We start from the raw sequence: 17,413 nt of genomic DNA, 5'->3' as shown, positions 1-17,413 counted from the left end.
CATCGAAAAAGGAGGCGGCGGGCATGCCCAAGCAGGTGGACCACGAAGGGCGGCGCCAGCGGATCGCCGAGGCCGTCTGCCGGCTCGCGGACGAACGCGGGCTGGAGGGCGTGACCCTGCGCGACGTCGCCTCCCGCGCCCAGGTCTCCATGGGGGCCGTCCAGCGCTGCTTCCGCGACAAGGAGGAGATGCTCCTGTTCGCCGTCGGCCACGTCGGCCGGCGCGTCACCGAACGCGCGCGGGCCCGCCTGGTCGGCAGCCCCGCCCAGTCGGCCGCCACCGCCCTGGGCCACTCGGCGGCCGAGGTGGCGCTGCTGCGCGAGGAGCACCACGGCGAAGCGCGCGTCTGGCTCGCCTTCGTGGCCCAGGCCGCCGTCAGCGAGCGGCTCGCCGAGGCCCTGCGGGCGAGTTACGCCGACCTCCAGGGCCTGTTCGCCCGCCTCGTCGCCGAGGCCGCGCGGCAGACGCGGGAGGCGGACGGGACGAGCACCGCGGCGCCCGACGCGCTCCGCGAGGCCCGCACCCTGCTCGCCCTGGTGGACGGCCTCACCGGCCACGTGCTGATCGGCCACCTCACCGCCGATGAGGCCGAGGACCTCCTCCACGCCCACCTCGCCGCCCTCTGGGCCCGGCTCGACGCCCGCCCGGGTGGGGCCGGTTGACGCCCGGCCGCGACGGGACCGGCCGAGCGGACGGGGCGCCCGCCCTCGCGGGCCTCGGCGCCGCGCTCCCCGGCGCGGCCGGGTCTCACCTGGGGCGGGCCGCCTCCAGGGTGCGGGCGACCCGGGGGCCCAGCCAGCGCTTGAACCTGCGGAGCGGCTCCAGTCGGTGGGCGGCCTGGTCGATCCGGTAGTAGAGCTGCGGCGGGACGTGCGGGAGCAGCGGGGAGTGCCGCTGCCCCAGGAGGGCGAACATCTGCGGCGGCGCCAGACGGGCGTACCGGGGCAGGTTCTCGTACCACTGCGCGCTGTAGCGGGCCGCGCTCTGCAAGGGGAGCAGGGCGGTGGTGCGTTCGCGTTCGTAGCGGGTGAGCGCGTGGTGCAGGACGGGGGTCGCGCGCAGCGAGTCGGCGAGCGCCATGGCGTCCTCCAGGGCGAGGGTGGTGCCGGCGCCGATGGAGTAGTGGGTGGTGTGGGCGGCGTCGCCGATCAGGACGAGGTTGTCGCGGAACCACGTGCGGTTGGTGAGGGTGCGGAACGACAGCCACGGGGCGCGGCCGTCCTTCTGCGGCTGCCCGATCAGCCGGTGGCCGTCCAGCGGTTCCGCGAAGAGGTCCTGCAGCCTGGCCAGGCACGCGTCGTGGCCCATCCGGTCGAGGTCGAGGGCCTGCCACGTCCGCGGGGAGCACTCGACGACGCAGGTGCTGCGGTCGTGGCCGTAGGGGTAGGCGTAGCACCAGATCCAGCCGTGCGGGGTCTCGGTGAAGGCGAAGGTGAAGGTGTCGAAGGCCTTGGTCGTGCCGAGCCATACGTACTTGTTGCGGCCGGCCGTGTCCTTGGTGCCGAAGTGGTGGGAGTGGCGGTCGCGCAGCGTGCTGTGGACGCCGTCGCCGGCGACGACCAGGTCCGCGTCGGGCAGGTCGCCGGCGCCGTCGACCTCGTGGGCGAACTCGAGGCGTACGCCCAGCTCCTCGGCGCGGCGGGTGAGGATGTCGAGCAGCCGGTGGCGGCCGATGCCGAAGCCCTCGTCGCCGGGGCGGGTCGTGGTCGTGCCGTGGATGTGCGCGGTGCCGCCGTTCCAGCGGACGGAGTCCCCGCTGACGGCCTGGGCGGTCGGGGGGTCGTAGGCGTAGAGCTTCTCCAGCAGCCCGCCCCAGTACGTGACGCCCCAGCCGTACGTCGATCCGGCCGGGTTGCGTTCGTGGACGGTGATGTCGTGGCCCGGGTCCTGTCGCTTGAGCAGGATCGACAGGTAGAGCCCGGCGGGCCCGCCGCCGACGCAGACGACCTTCACGTACGTACTCCCCTACCATTCACGGCGTGTCCGTTTTGCGGGGAAAAGTAGCATTCTCCTGTGGCGTGGGGCGGCAGGACACGGCCCGCCCTTTCGGCGGCGGGCTCGCGGTACGGCGCCCCGCGCCGGGCTCCGGGGGCGGGGTGCCTCCCCCCTGGGCGGCGCTCGGCGCGGGGCGCGGGTACGGGTGCGGGCGCGGCAGGACCTAGGCGTGGGCCCTCAGGGCGGCGATCACCCATTCGAAGGCCGGGACCTGCGGTGGGGCCGGGGGCCGGCCGTTGAGGATCCCCAGCAGCTGCCAGTACCGCTCGACCCGGCGGTCGGTGAAGGTCGCCAGCACGTCGGCCAGGCGGAGGCGGTCGGCCGGGGGGACGTCCCGGCCGAGGACGCGGTCCAGGACCTCCCGGCCCCGGTCCGACTCCGGTGCCACCCCGTCCCGGACGGCCCGGCCGGCGTGCTCCGCCACCCGAGCCGGGTCGGGGCCCTCGGGCTCCCGCGCCGGGCGGGCGCCGGCCACGGCCATCTCGCGGGTGCGCCTGCGGAAGTCCTCGTCGCCGAGGAGCTCCACCAACTCCACCCACGCGTCCTCCTGTTCGGGCGTGGGGTCGGCCGGCAGGCGTGCCGGGAGCGTCCGCATGGCCTGGGCGATGGGGGCTCCGGAACCGTCCGACCCCGCCCCGTCGAAGGTCTCCCGTACGAACGCGTCGACGACGCGCTGCCGCTCGTCGGCGGACATGCGGGCCAGTTCGTGCATCAGTCTCATCTCCTTGGTCGTGCTGCCACGTCGAGCGACGCGCCGCAGCACCGCACGCCGGACCCGCAGCGTGTGGATCTCCGCCTCCAGGGCGCGCAGATGGGCCTCGGCGACGTCCCGCACCGTGGCCTGGCCGCGCAGGACCCGGCGCACCGTGTCCAGGTCCAGCCCCAGTTCGCGCAGGGTGCGCACCAGGTCCAGGCGGGCGGCGGCCTCGGCGTCGTACAGCCGGTAGCCGCCCGCGGACCGCCCGGTCGGGGCGAGGACGCCGCAGTCGGACCAGAAACGGATCGTGCGCACGGCGAGTCCGGTACGGCGGGCCAGCTCACCGATGGTGAACAGCTCCGTGTCGTCGCTCATGGGGTCCACCCTCGTCCCTCCAGCCGGTGGAGACTCAAGCCCTTCGCCCCACGGCCCGATCCGCGCCCCCGGTCGTCCGGGGCCGGTCGCCGGCCCCGGGGCGGACGGGCCGCGGGGCCGCGGACGTCCACGGGGGACGACGCGCCTTCGGCCCCGGGCGTTCCCCCCTGCGGGAGGGCGGCCGCGCGGACGGCGAGGGGCGCGGGACACCGGGGCCTCCCGGTGGGCGCGGCGCCGGGCCCTGCCGGTGGGCGGCGCGGGGCGCCGGGCGGTTGCGTACGGGCGTCCGCGGGGCGCGGGAGCGGCTCGCCCGGCGGGTCACGCCGTGTGCCGGCGCTCAGCCGGGCCGATGGTGAAGTCGAAGTCCCGCAGCGAGCACGCCGCCAGGGGCCTCAGTCCCGCCAGGTAGTCGAGGGGGGCGCCCGGGGCGGTGCGCAGGCGCGTCCGGGTGAGCCAGACCGTTCCCGAGACGCGGAGCGGCACCTCGCACGGCCCGCGCCGCCGGTCCAGGGCGGGCTGGAACAGACGGGCACGGAGCGGGAGCCTGCCGGGGAGGCGCACGAGCGGGCGGTGCAGCGCCGTGACCGCCGGGTCCTGCCGGGAGGGCTCCGGGGCCCGGCCGGCGAGCATCGCCGTGCTCGGCAGGGACGGGGCCGACCGGTCGAAGAGGAAGGCCGCCGGACGCTTGGGGATGTCCCACAGGGCCCGCCCTCCCGCCAGCGACCGGGAATCGTCCACCCACGCCTCCACCGCGCAGGCGCCGACGGACCCGCCGCGGCGTACGGCCAGGGCCACCAGCAGCTCGCGGTAGGCCAGCGTGCCGCCGGGCCGGTAGTCCACCCAGAACGTCACCACGCCGCACCGCCGCCCGAACCGCAGGGGCCGCACGCCGGCCGGCAGGGGCCAGCGCGGGAGGCGGTGCTCGTGGACCTGCCACAGGGCGGCGTGCAGGGTCCCGCGCAGGTGCCAGGGGGGCGGCGGGTAGCTGGCGGTCATCTCCTCCCCCTTCCCCGCGGGTGCCCGAACGTACCCGCCCGTTATCGTCCCCTCGACGGGTTCGGTGTGCCGGGAGCGGGGCGGTGGCGGGCGTGTGCGAGGACGAGCGGGCCCGGGTGCGGCGGTACCTGGAGGGGCGGCTGGCGGAGTCGGGGCGGCTCGCCGGGCTCCGCGGTGGGCGGCTCCCGGGGTTCGAGCCCTGCGACGGCGCGTACCCGTTCGTCGAGGTCGGTGAGGACGGGGAGCTGCGCTACCTGGCGTACGAGCGCGGCCGCAAGGTCCTGGAGCTCGTCACCCGCGACCCCGAGGAGCTGCTGTACTGGGCGTTCAGGGACTGCGCGTTCGAGGCGGCCGCCGCCTGGGCGCGTCGCGACCCCCGCGAGGGCGAGGCGTTCCGGGTGACGCTGTGGCGGCGGCAGTTCGCCCTGCTGCACGCCCTCCGCCCGCAGTGGGCGCGCCGCCGCCGGGAGGAACTCCTCGCCTCGCTCCCCGGCCCGGAGCACACCCGTCTCGTCCCCCCGCTGCCCCCGCCGTCGCGGTAGGGGCCCGGCCGTCGACGACCGCCTTCCGGGCGGGCGGCGAAGGGTCTCCCGACCGTCGGCCGGCATCGGCGACGGCACGGCGGTGACCGGCGCTTTCCCGGGTTCTCCCCAGGCCGTACGAGCCCCGGGCGGGCGTTGTCAGTGGCCTCCTCTAGCGTTCCTCCCACGTGATCGTCACGGCGCTGGGAGGCGTGCATGGGGTGGGTGGCCGCGGGCGACTACGAAGTCGCTCTCGACGGTGGGAAGGTCGTGTGCCGCAACGCGGCCGGACGGCGGCTGAAGTCGGTGCCCGGCAGGATCGCCGACGATCCGGCGGTGGTGGGGCTGCGGCAGCTCGTCGAGTGGCTGGAGCGGCACGAGCGGCAGTGCCTGGGCGACGTGGAGCGGTGGATGGTGCGGTCGCTGCCCGTGCCCCTCGCGGTGATCGAGCGGGTCTGGGCGGACCCGGCGTGGCAGGCCGTCCTGCGGGACCTCGTCGTGTCCGACGCGGACGGCGGGGCCGCCGGGTTCCTGCGGGACGCCGCGCCCGGGCGGGGCCTGGGCCTCGTGGACCTCGACGGGGACACCGTGCGCGTCAGCCCCGCGCTGGTGCGCGTCCCCCACCCGGTGCTCGTCGACGACCTGGAGGAGCTGCGGGAGTTCGCCGTCGAGCTCGGGGTGGAGCAGCGCGCCCGGCAGCTGTTCCGCGAGGTGTGGTACCGGCCCGCGGGGCTCGACCCGGACGGGAGCAGCGTCGACGACTACGCGGGCGGCGTGTTCAAGGAGCAGCGGTTCCTGCACGGCAGGGCCGCCCAGCTCGGGTACCGGGTGCGCGGCGGGCACGCCGTCTGCCCCGTGCTGGAGGACGGCCGGCTGGTCGAGGCCCGCATATGGGTGGGCGACTACGACGGCTACCTGGACGCCGAGACCGGCCCCCTGGCCTGGGCCGACGCGTCCGGCAGGACGCTGCGCCTCGGCCAGGTCGGGCCGGTGGCCTGGTCGGAGGGCATGCGCATGGCTGCCGCGCTGTACGCGGGACGGGACATCGAGGAAGAGGAGCGCGCGGCATGAGCGCACACGGACGGACCCCTTCGGCCGACCTGCTGGAGGCGGGCGCGATCCTGCCGCCGGGCACGACGGACCGGGAGGACGCCGACACCCTCACCGTCCGGACGTACGGCCATCCCGCCCTGGACGGCCGCCGGATCGTCCGCCTCGTGCCGGGAACGCTCGGCGAGGCGGAGGACCTCGCCCTGGACTTCCTCGGACTGACCCGGGAGCAGGACGCTCCCGAGGTCGGCCAGGTGCGCCGGGAGACCCTGGGCTTCCCCGCCTGGGCCCTGGTGAACGACCCGGCGAACGGGCACCACGCGCTCGCCCTGGTCAAGGACGTCGAACGGCTCGCGCGCCAGGCGAAGTCCCGCGCGGGTGCCGCCAAGCAGGGCTTCGAAGCGCTCGGCGAACGCCTCGGCCGGACCGTGCCGCACTTCCTGCCGACGTTCCACGAGCAGGCGGCCCGCGTCTTCCTGGGGCACGAGAACACCACCTACGCGGCGGCGTTCTTCGGCAAGGCCCGGGAGGCCGAGCGCGTGCACGGCCTCGCCGTCGACGAGGAGCGGCAGCGGGCCGTGTTCCTGGAGTTCGCCTTCGCCGGGGCGCTCACGGTCAAGGCCCTCAAGGAGTACGTCAAGGACCTCACCCGCCGGCTCGACCCGGCGGAGGCGTGGGCGCAGTTCCGGCAGCTGGCCGTGGAGCGCTGCGCGGCGGGCATGCCGCCGTACGCGTCGCTGCCGCAGGACGCCCGGGGCCTGATCAAGGCCGCCGGCCTGGACCGGGCCGCCGAGGAGCGCGCGTTCGTCGCCGACCTGGTCGCGTCGCCCTCCGTCGTACGGGCGCCCCGCTCGTTCTGGACGACGTACCGCCCCGTCCTGGCCGACCTGGCCGAGGACCGGCCCGAGGTGCGGGCCCGGCTGCTGGAGATCCTGCCGACCGAGCTGGGCCGCACCGTCGAGGACGACGAGTGGTGGCTGGGACTGCTCGCGGAGAGCGGCGCGGACACGCTCCTGACGGACGGGGCCGCCGACGGGGCCGCGGACGTCGACGCCGCGGGCTGGCTCGGCCGCTGGGCCGCGTACCGCAAGCACGGCTCGGTGCCGTCGGACCGCTCCGCGGCGACGCTCGCCCTCGTGGAGCGGATGGCGCCGAGGCTGCGCGCCGACGGACGGCCGGTGGACCTCTTCTCCCGGCGCGTCCGCTCCGGCGCCGACCTCGACCTGCTGGACCTGTGCGTGGCGCAGGGCATCCCCCTCGCCGCGCCGGGCGACGACGCCCACCTGCCCCTCCACTCCTGGTTGCGCGACCGCGGGAACGGCCGGCGCGACCTCGCCTCCCTCGGGGCGGACCCGCGCTTCCACCCCCTGCTGTACCGGGCGGTGGGTGCCCTCGGCGAGCAGCGGGAGGCGAGCGGGCTGCTGGAGGAGGTGGCCGGCCACCCCGTGCTCCGCGGCGTCCTGCGCGCCTGGCTGGACGAGGCGGCCGCGGCGCTCGGCCGCGCCCGGGGCCTGCCCGGTGCGCGGGCGGCCCTGCGGACCGTCCGGCCCTTCCGGGCCGTCGTCGAACGGGTCAATCCCACCGCCCTCGCACGGATCGCCGCGCACGAGGTGGCGCCGCTCCTGGGCCGCACGCTGCGCGCGGGCGTCCTGGACGAGCTCGGCTGGCCCGCGCTCGACGACGCCCTGCGGCTGCTTCCCGAGGAGACCGGCAACAGCCGGGGCGGGGAGCAGCCGACCGTCACGGAGGCCTGGCCCGCACTGGTCCTCGCCCGCGGGGACAAGGCCGTCGTCGTCGGCCCCGAGGGGGTGCTCCTCGAACACGACCTGCGCGTCCCCGGCGACATCGACCGGTGGCGGCGCCCGAGCTTCCGGTACGTCGACGGGGAGCTGCTGGTGACGTGGTGGCACGAGGGCAAGTGGCTCGGCTACTGGTCGGCCCGGCCGTCCGAGGTGTTCACGGTGGGCGGCGACCAGCCCTCCGGATGGCACGGCGAGATCGGCACCCCGTCGATCCCGCTGCCTGGCGGCGGCCGCGCGACCGGCGGGCGGGCCCTGCACGCCGGTGACACGGACCTGCCGGCCGCCCGGCCGGTCCTCGGCGACGGCACGGCGTACTGGCGCCGGGGCCGGCAGGACCGGCGGCACGTGTGGCTGGAGTACGACCCGGTGTCCGGCACGCACGGCCGCGCGTCGCTGCCGGCGTTCCTGCGGTCCGGCATCCGGGACGACGCGCGGCTCGTCCCGGAGGCGTGCGAGGTCCTGCCCGTGCAACCGGGCCTGGAGGACAGCCCCTTCGGCACGGACGGCGCGGTCCTGGGCCGCTGGGTCCGCAGGGAGGGCGAGGGCGACGGTGCCCGGGTCAGCGCCGGCACGCCGGACGGCCGGACCGTCACGCTGCCGGCGGCGTCGGACCGCCGGGGCGTCACCCCGCTCGGCGCGCTGCGGATGCCCGGCGGCGCGGAGCCGGTGGCGGCGCGCCGGCGCGGCGTCGTCACCCTGTCCGAGCCCGGTGACACGTCCGACACCGGGGAGCTGGGGCACTGCACGCCCGGCCAGCGGGGAGGCGAGTTCGCCGCCGGCACCCGGTTCGTGCCGCCCGTCGCGTTCTGGCACGCCCTCCGTCCCCGGGACGAGGCGGGCTCGGCCGCGCTGCGGGGCCTCACCGACGAACGGGCGGCCGAGCTGCTGGCCGCGGTGGGGCGGGCCCTGGCGGAGCGCCAGGCGGAGGTCGAGGCGGTGGCCGAGTACACCGGCCCGTCCGCCCACGAGGTCGCCCGGCGCGTCGTGTCCGAGGCGGTGCCGGAGCTGACGGACGAGCGGCTGCTGACCGGGGTCGCCTCCCTCGTGCAGCTGGCGCTGCGCCACGCCCAGGACACCGCCGGCTTCGTGACGCCTGCGGACGCGCGGGCGCGGGGCCGGGCCGAGCGCGCCGAGGAGATGTTCGCCGACTACAGCCCGGAGCACGGCGACGACACGACGCTGGTCCGCGCCGTGGCGGGCCTCACCTCGGGGGCCCGGTACATGTGGTGGGGCCCGGGGACCCGGTGGAGCGTGCTGCGGCAGGTCCGCGCCGTCAACCACGTGCTGTCAGGGAAGCCCGCGGAGGGCAGGCCGCTGCCCGACCCCGCCCTCGGCACCGCCCTGGAAGGCGGTTGGCACAGCGACGGACGCACCCTCCCCGGCACGGGCGTGGAGTGGGTCCACCTGCTGTCCGCGCTGCGGCCGTTGGCGTACCGCGCCGCCTCGCCGGCCGTGCCCGACGCCGAACGGGAGGCGCTGCTCCTGCTGTTCGACGCGCTCCTCGAAGGGCCGCTCGCCGCGCCCCGGGGAGAGATCCGCGAGGTCGTGCTGCGCGAGGAGCGGGGCAGGCAGGGGCGCGTCGGCCAGGTGCTGCGCCGGGAGGGCCGCACCGTCGTCGTCCTCGCCGGCCGGCGCTCCGGCGACCGGCACGAGCAGACCGAGTGGCTCGCCCTCGACCACGACCCGGCCGGGCGGTTCGGCGCGATCGCCCACTTCACCCTGGACGAGGAGCGGCTGCGCACCCCCGGCTTCCCCGCGGAGCGGCTCGCCGCCGTCGCCCGGCTGGTCCGGGACAAGGGGGCCGCGCCGTGGTACGAGGACGCGCCCGCCGCGCTCGCCGCCGCCACCGGCGGGGGGCTCGGCCCCGTACAGGCCGCCCTCCTCCTCGGGGCGCTGCCGCAGGACCCACCCACCGGGACCCTGGCGTTGATGGGGCTGAAGCCGCGCCGGTACGACCTCGGCCGGGGCCTCCTGCAGTCGCTCGCCTGGACCGACCAGGCGGCACTCGTCGGGGCCCTGCTGCCCGAGGACCCCGCCGACCTGTGGACGTCCGGACCCGACACGGACGGGGCGGGCCGGACGTGGGAGCGGCGCCTGGGCTCCCTCGTCCGCCTGCCGGAGGACATCGCCCCCGACCTCGCCGGTGTGCCCGCCGGCATCGCCGAGGCCATGCTCAACCCCGGGCGGACGCCGTGGCTGAGCCGCACGACCGTGCAGCGGCCCGGCAAGGACGGCGACCTCGTCGCGGACGACCCGGCCGCCGTGCCCGGCCGGTACGAACTGCAGCGCGCCGTGTACGTGCTGGCCGCGCTCGCCTACCGGCTGCCCTACGGGCACCCGCTGCGCGCCGCCCTGCCGGAGGGGCTGGCGGCGCTGCGGCGGCGCGTCTCCGATCCGGGGCTGCTCCTCGACCTGGACCTGTCGTGGACGGAGAAGGGCACGCCGACGGCCGTCCGGATCCGCAAGGCGTACGGGCTGCCCCCGGCGGGCGGCGCCGACGCCCAGGGGCTGACGGCCGCGGGCGAGGCGCTCGTCCTGCGCCCCTGGTACGGCGACACGGAGGCCGTGCTGCTCCGCCCGGCGGCCCTGACGGGGCCGGACGACCCGGTGCTCGGTCTGCTGGAGGGACTGGTCGGCGGCGGCCGGGTCGAAGCGGTGAACGCGCTGCGGGCCCTCCTCGGCGAGGACCTCGCCCGGACCGTCGCGGCCGGCACCGCGGGGGACGCGCCCGCCGGCCACGCCCACGACCCGTCGGTGAGCGTGCCCGGGCTGGTCGCCGAAGTGGCGTCCGTCCACGGGCTGAGCGGGGACGCGGCCGTGCTGTACCTGCAACTGCTCGCCCTCCCGGACCCGACGGACCGCGCGTGCGCCGACTGGACCGGGTGGAGGCCCGCCCGGATCAGGAAGGCCCGCGCCGAACTCGCCGCGACCGACCTGGTCGTCGAGGCGAAGCGGTCCCGGGCCGGCCGCTCCCTCTTCCTGCCCTGCGGCTGGCGCGACCTCGCGTCGCCCGCCCTGCCGCTGGAGACCTGGAAGGAGGGCCTCTACCCCGTCCACGACCGTTCCCGCGCCGTGCCGCTGCTGCCGGTGCCCGACCTGTTCGCCCGTGCCTGGGGCCGCGTACGCGACGGCGACGCGCCCGCCTTCGAAGAACTCACCACCCGAGCCACCCGGAAGGGGCGCCGCCGATGACCGCCGTCCTCACCCCCGACACGACCCGCCAGGTCGTGCCGCCCGAAGAGCGGTACGCCACGGAGCTGGCGTTCCTCGCCGCGTACGACGCCGGGCCGCGCCCGCCCGCGTGGCGGCTCACCCCGCGCGCCGTCGTCACGTTCGTCATGGGCAGCGGCGACCGGCCGCTGCGCCTCCCGGACGACGCCGAGGTGCCCGACGGGGTGCCGCGCCGGCTCGTCGTGGAGGGCAAGTTCGTCGGTGACCGCGCCCTGGTCGAGCGGTGCGTCGTCACGCTCGCCGGGGAGCGCGGGCTGCTGCTCGTCGGCGAGCCCGGCACCGCCAAGTCCATGCTGTCCGAACTGCTGTCCGCCGCCGTCTGCGGCACCAGCGGCCTGGTCGTGCAGGGCACCGCGGGCACCACCGAGGACCAGCTGAAGTACGGCTGGAACTACGCGCTGCTGCTGGCCCAGGGGCCCAGCCGGCAGGCCCTCGTGCCCTCGCCGGTCCTCACCGCCATGACCCGCGGCGCCGTCGCCCGGGTCGAGGAGGTCACCCGCTGCCTGCCGGAGGTGCAGGACGCGCTGGTGTCGCTGCTCTCCGAGCGGCGCGTCGCCGTCCCCGAACTGGCGGGCGGCGCCGACGCGCTGGAGCACGCCGCGCCGGGCTTCACCCTGATCGCCACGGCGAACCTCCGCGACAAGGGCGTCTCGGAGATGTCCGCCGCGCTCAAGCGCCGCTTCAACTTCGAGACGGTCGGCCCGATCGGCGACCTCGAAGCGGAGACCGCGCTGGTCCGCCGGCAGGCGCGGGCCGCCGTCGAGCGGGCCGGGGCGCCCTTCCAGGTCGACGACGCCGTGCTGGAGGCCCTCGTCACCGCCTTCCGCGACCTGCGGGAGGGCCGGTCGGCGGAGGGCTGGGAGGTGGAGCGGCCCTCCACGGTGATGAGCACCGCGGAGGCCGTCTCGGTCGCCGGCGCGCTGGGCCTGGCCGCGGCCTACTTCCCCGGCGACCGGGACGTGCTGTCGCTCCTGCCCGGCCATCTGCTCGGCGTCGTGCGCAAGGACGACCCGGCCGACGCCGCCCGGCTCCTCGGCTACTGGGACGGACCCGTGCGGCGGCGCGCCGAGCAGGGTTCCGCGACGTGGCGCACCCTGTGGGACCTCCGCGCCGTACTGGAGGCCTGACGCCCGTGACCCCGCCCCGCACCGAGGCGCCCGCCGTCCTCGCCCTCCCCCCGGACGAGGCCGTCGCCGCCCTCACGGACCCGGCCGCGCCGTACCTCGTCGGTGTCCGGCACCACGCGCCGTCCCTGGCCGCGGCCGTCCCCGCCCTCCTGGCGGAGGCCCGGCCGGACGTGCTCCTCGTCGAGCTGCCCGGTGAGATGCAGGAGTGGCTGCCGTGGCTCGCGCACGAGGAGACGCGCGCCCCCGTGGCCCTCGCCGCCGCCCCCGGCGACGAGGGCGCGGGGCCGGCGTTCTACCCGTTCGCCGACTTCTCGCCCGAGTTGGCCGCCGTACGCTGGGCCGCCCGGCACGGCGTCCCCGTGGTGGCGTGCGACCTGCCGCTCGCGGACCGGGCGTGGAGCGGCGGGCGCGAGCGGGCCGCGCGGCGGTCGGGGCCGGGGATCCACGACGCCCTGCGGGCCCGCCTCACGGGGCGCCCCGGCGACGACCTCTGGGACCGTCTCGTCGAGGCGACCGCGCCCGGCTCGACCCCGCAGGCCCTGCGCCGGGCGGCCCTCCTCACCGGGTGGGCGCTGCGCCGGGACGCGGCCGCCTCGGGCGGCGTCCCGGAGACGGACCTGCGGCGGGAGCGGTGGATGCGGTCGGTGCTGGCCGGCGCCACGGCGAACGGCGAGCGGGCCGCCGTGGTCGTCGGCGCGTTCCACGCGGCGGCCCTCCTCCCCGGGGCGGGAGCAGGGGACGGCGACGCCGCCGGGCCGGGCGGGGACGCCCGTGCCGGGGCCGGGGAGGGGACGGAGGGGCGCGGGTGGACGACGTCACTCATCCCGTACACCTACGCGCTGCTGGACGAGCGGTCCGGCTACCCGGCGGGCATCCGGGACCCGGAGTGGCAGCACCTCGTCCTGGAGGCGGCCGGGGATCCCGCCGCGCTGGAGGACGCCCTGACCCGGGTGGCGGTGCGGGTGTGCGCGGAGCTGCGCGGGCTCGGCCACCCGTCGGGGCCCGCCGACGCGCGGGAGATCAGCCGGCTGGCCGGGGACCTCGCGCGGCTGCGGGGACTGCCCGCGGCGGGGCGCGGCGAGCTGGTGGAGGCGGTGCAGACCGTCCTCGCGCAGGGCGAGCCGTACGGGAGGGGGCGGGCCGTCGCCCGGGCGATGGAGCGGGTGCTCGTCGGCTCCCGCGGCGGCGCCCCGGCGCCGGGCACGCCGCGCAGCGGCCTCGCCCCGGCGGTCGAGGCGGAACTCGCCGGACTGGGGCTGCCCGGACCCGAGGGGGGCGCCGCGCGGGACCTGCGGCTCGACCCGCTGCGTTCCGACCTCGACCGGCGGCGGGAGCTGCTGCTGCGCCGGCTGGTCGTGTGCGGCGTGCCGTACGCCGAGCCGAAGGAGGTCGTCGGGGCGGGCGGGGCGGACGCCGTCACCTCGCGCTGGGAGGTGTGCTGGACCCCCGCGACCGCGGCCGTGCTGACGGCCGCCGGGGCGCGCGGGGTCACCGCCGCGCAGGCGGCCGAAGGCGTGCTGCGGGAACGCCGGCGCGGTGAGGAGGAGGCGGGCGGGCCCACGGCGGCGCAGTCGCTGCTGGGGTTGGAGCAGGCGGCGCAGTGCGGTCTGCCGGCGCTCGCCGACGCGTGGCTGGACGGGGTCGCCGACCTGCTGCCCGCGGTCGGCACGCTGCCCGAACTGCTCGCCGGGCTCGCGCTGGTGGACCGGGTGCGGGCCGGGCACGTCCCCGGGCTCGGCGCCGACGGGGAGCGGACGCGACGCGCCCGGGCCGTGGCGGAGGCGCTGACCGCCGCCGCGGTGCGCCAGGTGGACGGCCTGACCGGTTCGGAGGACACCGCCGACGCGCGGGCCCTCGTCGAACTGGCCCACCGGGCCGACCTCGTGGGCGGGGTGCGGCTCACCGCCGCACTCGCGCGCCTGGCCGCCGAGGGGTCGCCCCTGATGCGCGGCGCCGCCGGGGCGGTCCGCGTCCTGCTCGGCCACGAGGCGCCCGGGGAGCTCGGCGGACGCGCCGCCTCGTGGGTCGACGCGGCCGGCGACCCCGCGTCGCGGACCGCGCTGACCGCGCGCCTGACCGGGCTGCTGACGGCGGCCGGACCCCTGCTGGAGACGGCGGCCCCGACGCTGGAGCCCCTCCTCGACCGGGTGTCGGACCTGCCCGACGCGGCGTTCCTGGAACGGCTGCCCGCTCTGCGGGGCGGCTTCGACACGCTGAGCCCCGCCGCCCGGGACCGCCTGCTGACGGCGGTCGAGGAACGCCTGGGCACCGGCGCGTTGGGCGACACCGGTGACGTCGACCCGGCCGCGCTCGCCGTCCGGACCCGGGCGGACCTGGCCGCCCGGACCGCGCTGGACCGGCTGGGGCTGCTGCCGGGGGCGGCCGCTCCTCGGGACGCCACGGAGCCCCGGGACGCCGCCGTGGGAGCCCGGGACGCCGGTGCGGCGGCGGGTGGCGCGGGCCCGCGGCACACCGCCGGCGGGGGTGGGGGGCGCCGCCTCTCCCCCGGTGACCGGTGGCGGCTCGTCCTGGGGCGCCGCACCGACCGGTTGCCCCGGTCGGCCGCCGCCCTGGCGACCGCCCTGGACGAGTTGTACGGCGCCGGCCGGGGCGAGGGCAGCAGGAGCGGTCACGCCGCGGGCGGCGGCCGGGAGGCGCCGTACCCCGGGGTGCGGGAGTGGTCGGAGGAACTGGCGGCGCTGTTCGGCCCGGGCGTACGGGAGGAGGTGCTGGCGGCCGCCGCGGCCGCGGGCCGGCGGGAGGTGGTCGCGGAGCTCGACCCGGACCGGGTGCGGCCCTCCGTCGACCTCCTGCGGACCGTGCTGCGGCACGCGGGCGGGCTGCCCGAGGCGCGGCTGGCCGCGCTGCGTCCGCTCGTGCGGCGGCTCGTGGAGGCCCTCACCCGGCAGCTGGCGACCCGGATGCGACCGGCGCTGCACGGGACGACGCTGCCCCGCCCCTCCCGGCGGCCGGGCGGCGGCCTCGACCTGGCCCGTACGCTGCGGGCCAACCTCGCGACCGCGTTCCCCGGTCCCGACGGCACCGTCAGGGTCGTGCCGGAGCGCCCCGTCTTCCGTACGCGGGCCCGGCGGAGCGCCGACTGGCGGCTCGTCCTCGTGACCGACGTGTCGGGCTCCATGGAGGCGTCCACGATCTGGACGGCCCTGACCGCGTCCGTCCTGGCGGGCGTGCCGACGCTGTCCACGCACTTCCTGGCGTTCTCCACGGAGGTCCTCGACCTCACCGACCACGTCCACGACCCGCTGTCCCTCCTCCTGGAGGTCCGGGTGGGCGGAGGCACCCACATCGCCGCCGGCCTGCGGCACGCCCGCGAACTCGTCACCGTGCCGTCGCGGACGCTCGTCGTGGTCGTGAGCGACTTCGAGGAGGGCCACCCGTTGGGCGGCCTCCTCACCGAGGTCCGCGCCCTGGTCGGCGCGGGCTGCCACGTCCTGGGCTGCGCGAGCCTCGACGACTCCGGGCGGCCCCGCTACTCCACCGGCGTCGCGGCGCAGCTCGTCGCCGCGGGCATGCCGGTCGCCGCCCTCAGCCCCCTCGAACTCGCCCACTGGGTAGGGGAGAAGATCACATGAGCCCGCTGCTCCCTCCGGTCGCGCCGTCCGTGACGGCCGAACTCGTCGACGCGCTCCCGCCCCGGCTGCGCAAGCGGCTGGACGCGGGGGTCGCCAAGCTGGCGGGGCGCCCGGTCGTCGTCGACGGCGACGTCGTGCGGATCGCCGTCGACGACGACACCGAGCTGGAACTGCACGCGCCGGGCGGCGTGGTGAGCGGGGCGGACGGCATCCGCTGCGGCTGCCTGCTCTCCCCCGCCTGCCTGCACCGGGCGGCCGCAGCGTCGGCCGCACCGGTCGCCGAGGCGGGGGCCGCGGCCTCCGCGCCCGTGGACGGGCGGGCGGCGGCCGGGGCCGTCGGGGGCGGGGAGTCCGCGGCCGGGTCGACCACGATGGACGCCCCGGCGGACGCCCCGGCGGGCGCCCCTGGGGACGCCCCTGGGGACGCCCCGGCGGACGCCCCGGGGGACGCGGGGTGCGCCACGGCCGACCAGCGCGCCGCGGCCGGGGCGGTGTGGCGGGCGGCCGCCGCCGTACTGGAGGCCGGCACCGACGGTGCCGGCGCGGTGCTCCAGGCGGAGCTCCTGCGGGCCGCCCACACGGCGCGGCTGGCGGGTCTGCCCCGTGCCTCCGCGACGGCCGTCTCCGTCGTGACCCGGCTGCGCGCCGCCCGGTCCGCCGACCCCGCGTACCGGCTGGCCGAACTGTCCGACCGGCTGCGGGAGTTGCTGCGCGTCGCCCACCGCGTTCCGCTCGCGGCGGGACCGGAGCTGGCGGAGCTGCGGGGCACGGCCCGCCGGCCGTACGCGCCGGACGGCTCGCTGCGGCTGTACGGGCTGTTCTCCGAACCGGTCCTCACGGCGAGCGGTTACGCGGGCGCCGTCACCTGGACGGCCGATGCCCGCGGCCGTCTCCACACGGTGTCGGACGTGGCACCGGGCGGGCCGGCACGGGCCGTCAGGGCGGCCGATCGCGCCGTACGCGTGGGGGACACGGCCCTCACCCACCGGGAGCTCTCGCGGGCGGGACTCGCCGTGTCGGGCGCCACGGTATCCGAGGACGGCAGGCTCGGCGCCGGGGCGGGCGTCCGGGCGGTACGGGCCCCGGGCGCCGGGTGGGACGGCGAACCGCTCGACCGGCTGTGGGCCGTACCGGTGGCCGAGCAGGCCGCGCGGGCGCTGGACGGCCGGGACGGCGGGCACGGGCTGCTCTTCCTCGACCTGACCCTCCACGGCACGGTTCGTGAGGCCGCCGGCGTGTGCCTGCTCGCCGACTGCGGTGGGGTGGTGGTCCGGCTGGCCGCCGCCCACGACCACCCCGACCTGCCGTACCGGGACAACCTGCGGCTCCTCGCCTCCGCGCCCGGCACGCGGTTGCGGGCCGTCGCGCGCCTCGACCCGGCTCCGCACCCGCGCGCCCTGCTCCTGGCCGTCGATCACCCCACGGACGCCGGGGCGCGCGTCGACCTGGGCTTCGACCGCCTGCAGCGGGCGGACCTGCCGGCGGCCGCGGCGGACGGGGAGGTGGCGGGCGGGGAGGTGACGGACGATCCGGTCCCCGACCAGGCCCCGGTGCACCTGCTGCGGCGACGCGTCCACCAGGCCGTGTCCGCGGGAAGGCGGGCCCTGGCCCTCCCCCACGACGCGGGCGCCGACACCCGGCGGTTGCGCCGCCACGGGCTGGGCACCGCGGCGGAACTCCTCGACCACCTCCACGCCTCCGCCGCGGCCCGCGCCCGCGACCCGTTCGGCCGGCTGCTGGCGGCGGACCCGCACGTGTTCGCCCGGGCGTGGCTCGCCGCCGCCGTCTACACCGACGAGGTCGACCGCGCCCTGTGCGCCGGCGCCTGGGGGGCGGCGGCGCCGGTGCCGGGCGCGTCGGAGTCCTCGGGGCCGTCGGGGTCATCGGTGCCGTCGATGCCGTCGGAGCCCTCGGAGCCCTCGGAGCCCTCGGAGCCCTCGGCGTCGCCGGTGTCATCGGCGCGGTGAGCCGGTGACGCGGTGAGCCGGTGAAGCGGTGACGCGCCCTTCCGCGGGAGGCTGGGGCC

Annotated in this window: 10 protein-coding genes; 7 read left to right on the top strand and 3 right to left on the bottom strand. The window is 78.0% G+C overall.

Annotation, left to right across the window (positions count from 1 at the left end):
- Positions 1-23: 23 nt before the first annotated feature.
- Complete coding sequence (locus IE106_RS05805; RefSeq protein ID WP_189530493.1) at positions 24-662, top strand: TetR/AcrR family transcriptional regulator; 639 nt, start codon at positions 24-26, stop codon at positions 660-662.
- Between the two features lie 85 nt (positions 663-747).
- On the opposite strand, the gene IE106_RS05800 is transcribed toward IE106_RS05805, so the two are convergent.
- The 3 genes from IE106_RS05800 to IE106_RS05790 form a co-directional block, all read right to left on the bottom strand.
- The gene (locus IE106_RS05800; protein WP_189530492.1) at positions 748-1,953 is read right to left on the bottom strand and encodes an FAD-dependent monooxygenase; all 1,206 of its coding nucleotides are present in this window, start codon (positions 1,951-1,953) and stop codon (positions 748-750) included.
- A 205-nt stretch (positions 1,954-2,158) separates the two neighbouring features.
- Positions 2,159-3,067, bottom strand: a complete 909-nt coding sequence (locus tag IE106_RS05795) for a helix-turn-helix domain-containing protein (protein WP_189530491.1) — start codon at positions 3,065-3,067, stop codon at positions 2,159-2,161.
- Between the two features lie 318 nt (positions 3,068-3,385).
- Positions 3,386-4,063: an acetoacetate decarboxylase family protein gene (locus tag IE106_RS05790; protein WP_189530490.1), complete on the bottom strand. Its 678-nt coding sequence runs from the start codon at positions 4,061-4,063 to the stop codon at positions 3,386-3,388.
- Between the two features lie 83 nt (positions 4,064-4,146).
- Here IE106_RS05790 and IE106_RS05785 point away from each other — a divergent pair, with 83 nt between their 5' ends.
- From IE106_RS05785 to IE106_RS05760, 6 genes are all read left to right on the top strand, one after another.
- Positions 4,147-4,605, top strand: coding sequence for an Imm63 family immunity protein (locus IE106_RS05785; RefSeq protein WP_189530489.1), 459 nt, complete (start codon positions 4,147-4,149; stop codon positions 4,603-4,605).
- A gap of 195 nt (positions 4,606-4,800) precedes the next feature.
- On the top strand, positions 4,801-5,655 hold the full coding sequence (locus IE106_RS05780) for a DUF4132 domain-containing protein (protein WP_189530488.1): 855 nt from the start codon (positions 4,801-4,803) through the stop codon (positions 5,653-5,655).
- Positions 5,652-10,628: a hypothetical protein gene (locus IE106_RS05775; RefSeq protein ID WP_189530486.1), complete on the top strand. Its 4,977-nt coding sequence runs from the start codon at positions 5,652-5,654 to the stop codon at positions 10,626-10,628. Before IE106_RS05780 ends, IE106_RS05775 begins: the two co-directional genes overlap by 4 nt.
- A complete protein-coding gene (locus IE106_RS05770) occupies positions 10,625-11,794 on the top strand; it encodes an ATP-binding protein (RefSeq protein WP_189530484.1) in 1,170 nt (389 codons plus the stop codon). Before IE106_RS05775 ends, IE106_RS05770 begins: the two co-directional genes overlap by 4 nt.
- 5 nt (positions 11,795-11,799) lie before the next feature.
- Positions 11,800-15,387, top strand: coding sequence for a vWA domain-containing protein (locus IE106_RS05765; protein WP_189530482.1), 3,588 nt, complete (start codon positions 11,800-11,802; stop codon positions 15,385-15,387).
- Positions 15,384-17,354, top strand: a complete 1,971-nt coding sequence (locus IE106_RS05760; protein WP_189530480.1) for a hypothetical protein — start codon at positions 15,384-15,386, stop codon at positions 17,352-17,354. The genes IE106_RS05765 and IE106_RS05760 overlap by 4 nt, the downstream gene beginning before the upstream one ends.
- Positions 17,355-17,413: the final 59 nt, after the last annotated feature.

It is taken from the genome of Streptomyces roseolilacinus, assembly GCF_014649335.1.
In the GTDB taxonomy this organism is placed as follows: domain Bacteria; phylum Actinomycetota; class Actinomycetes; order Streptomycetales; family Streptomycetaceae; genus Streptomyces; species Streptomyces roseolilacinus.
The sequence above is the reverse complement of the archived record's forward strand: the minus strand, read 5'-3'. Positions and strand labels throughout refer to the sequence as shown.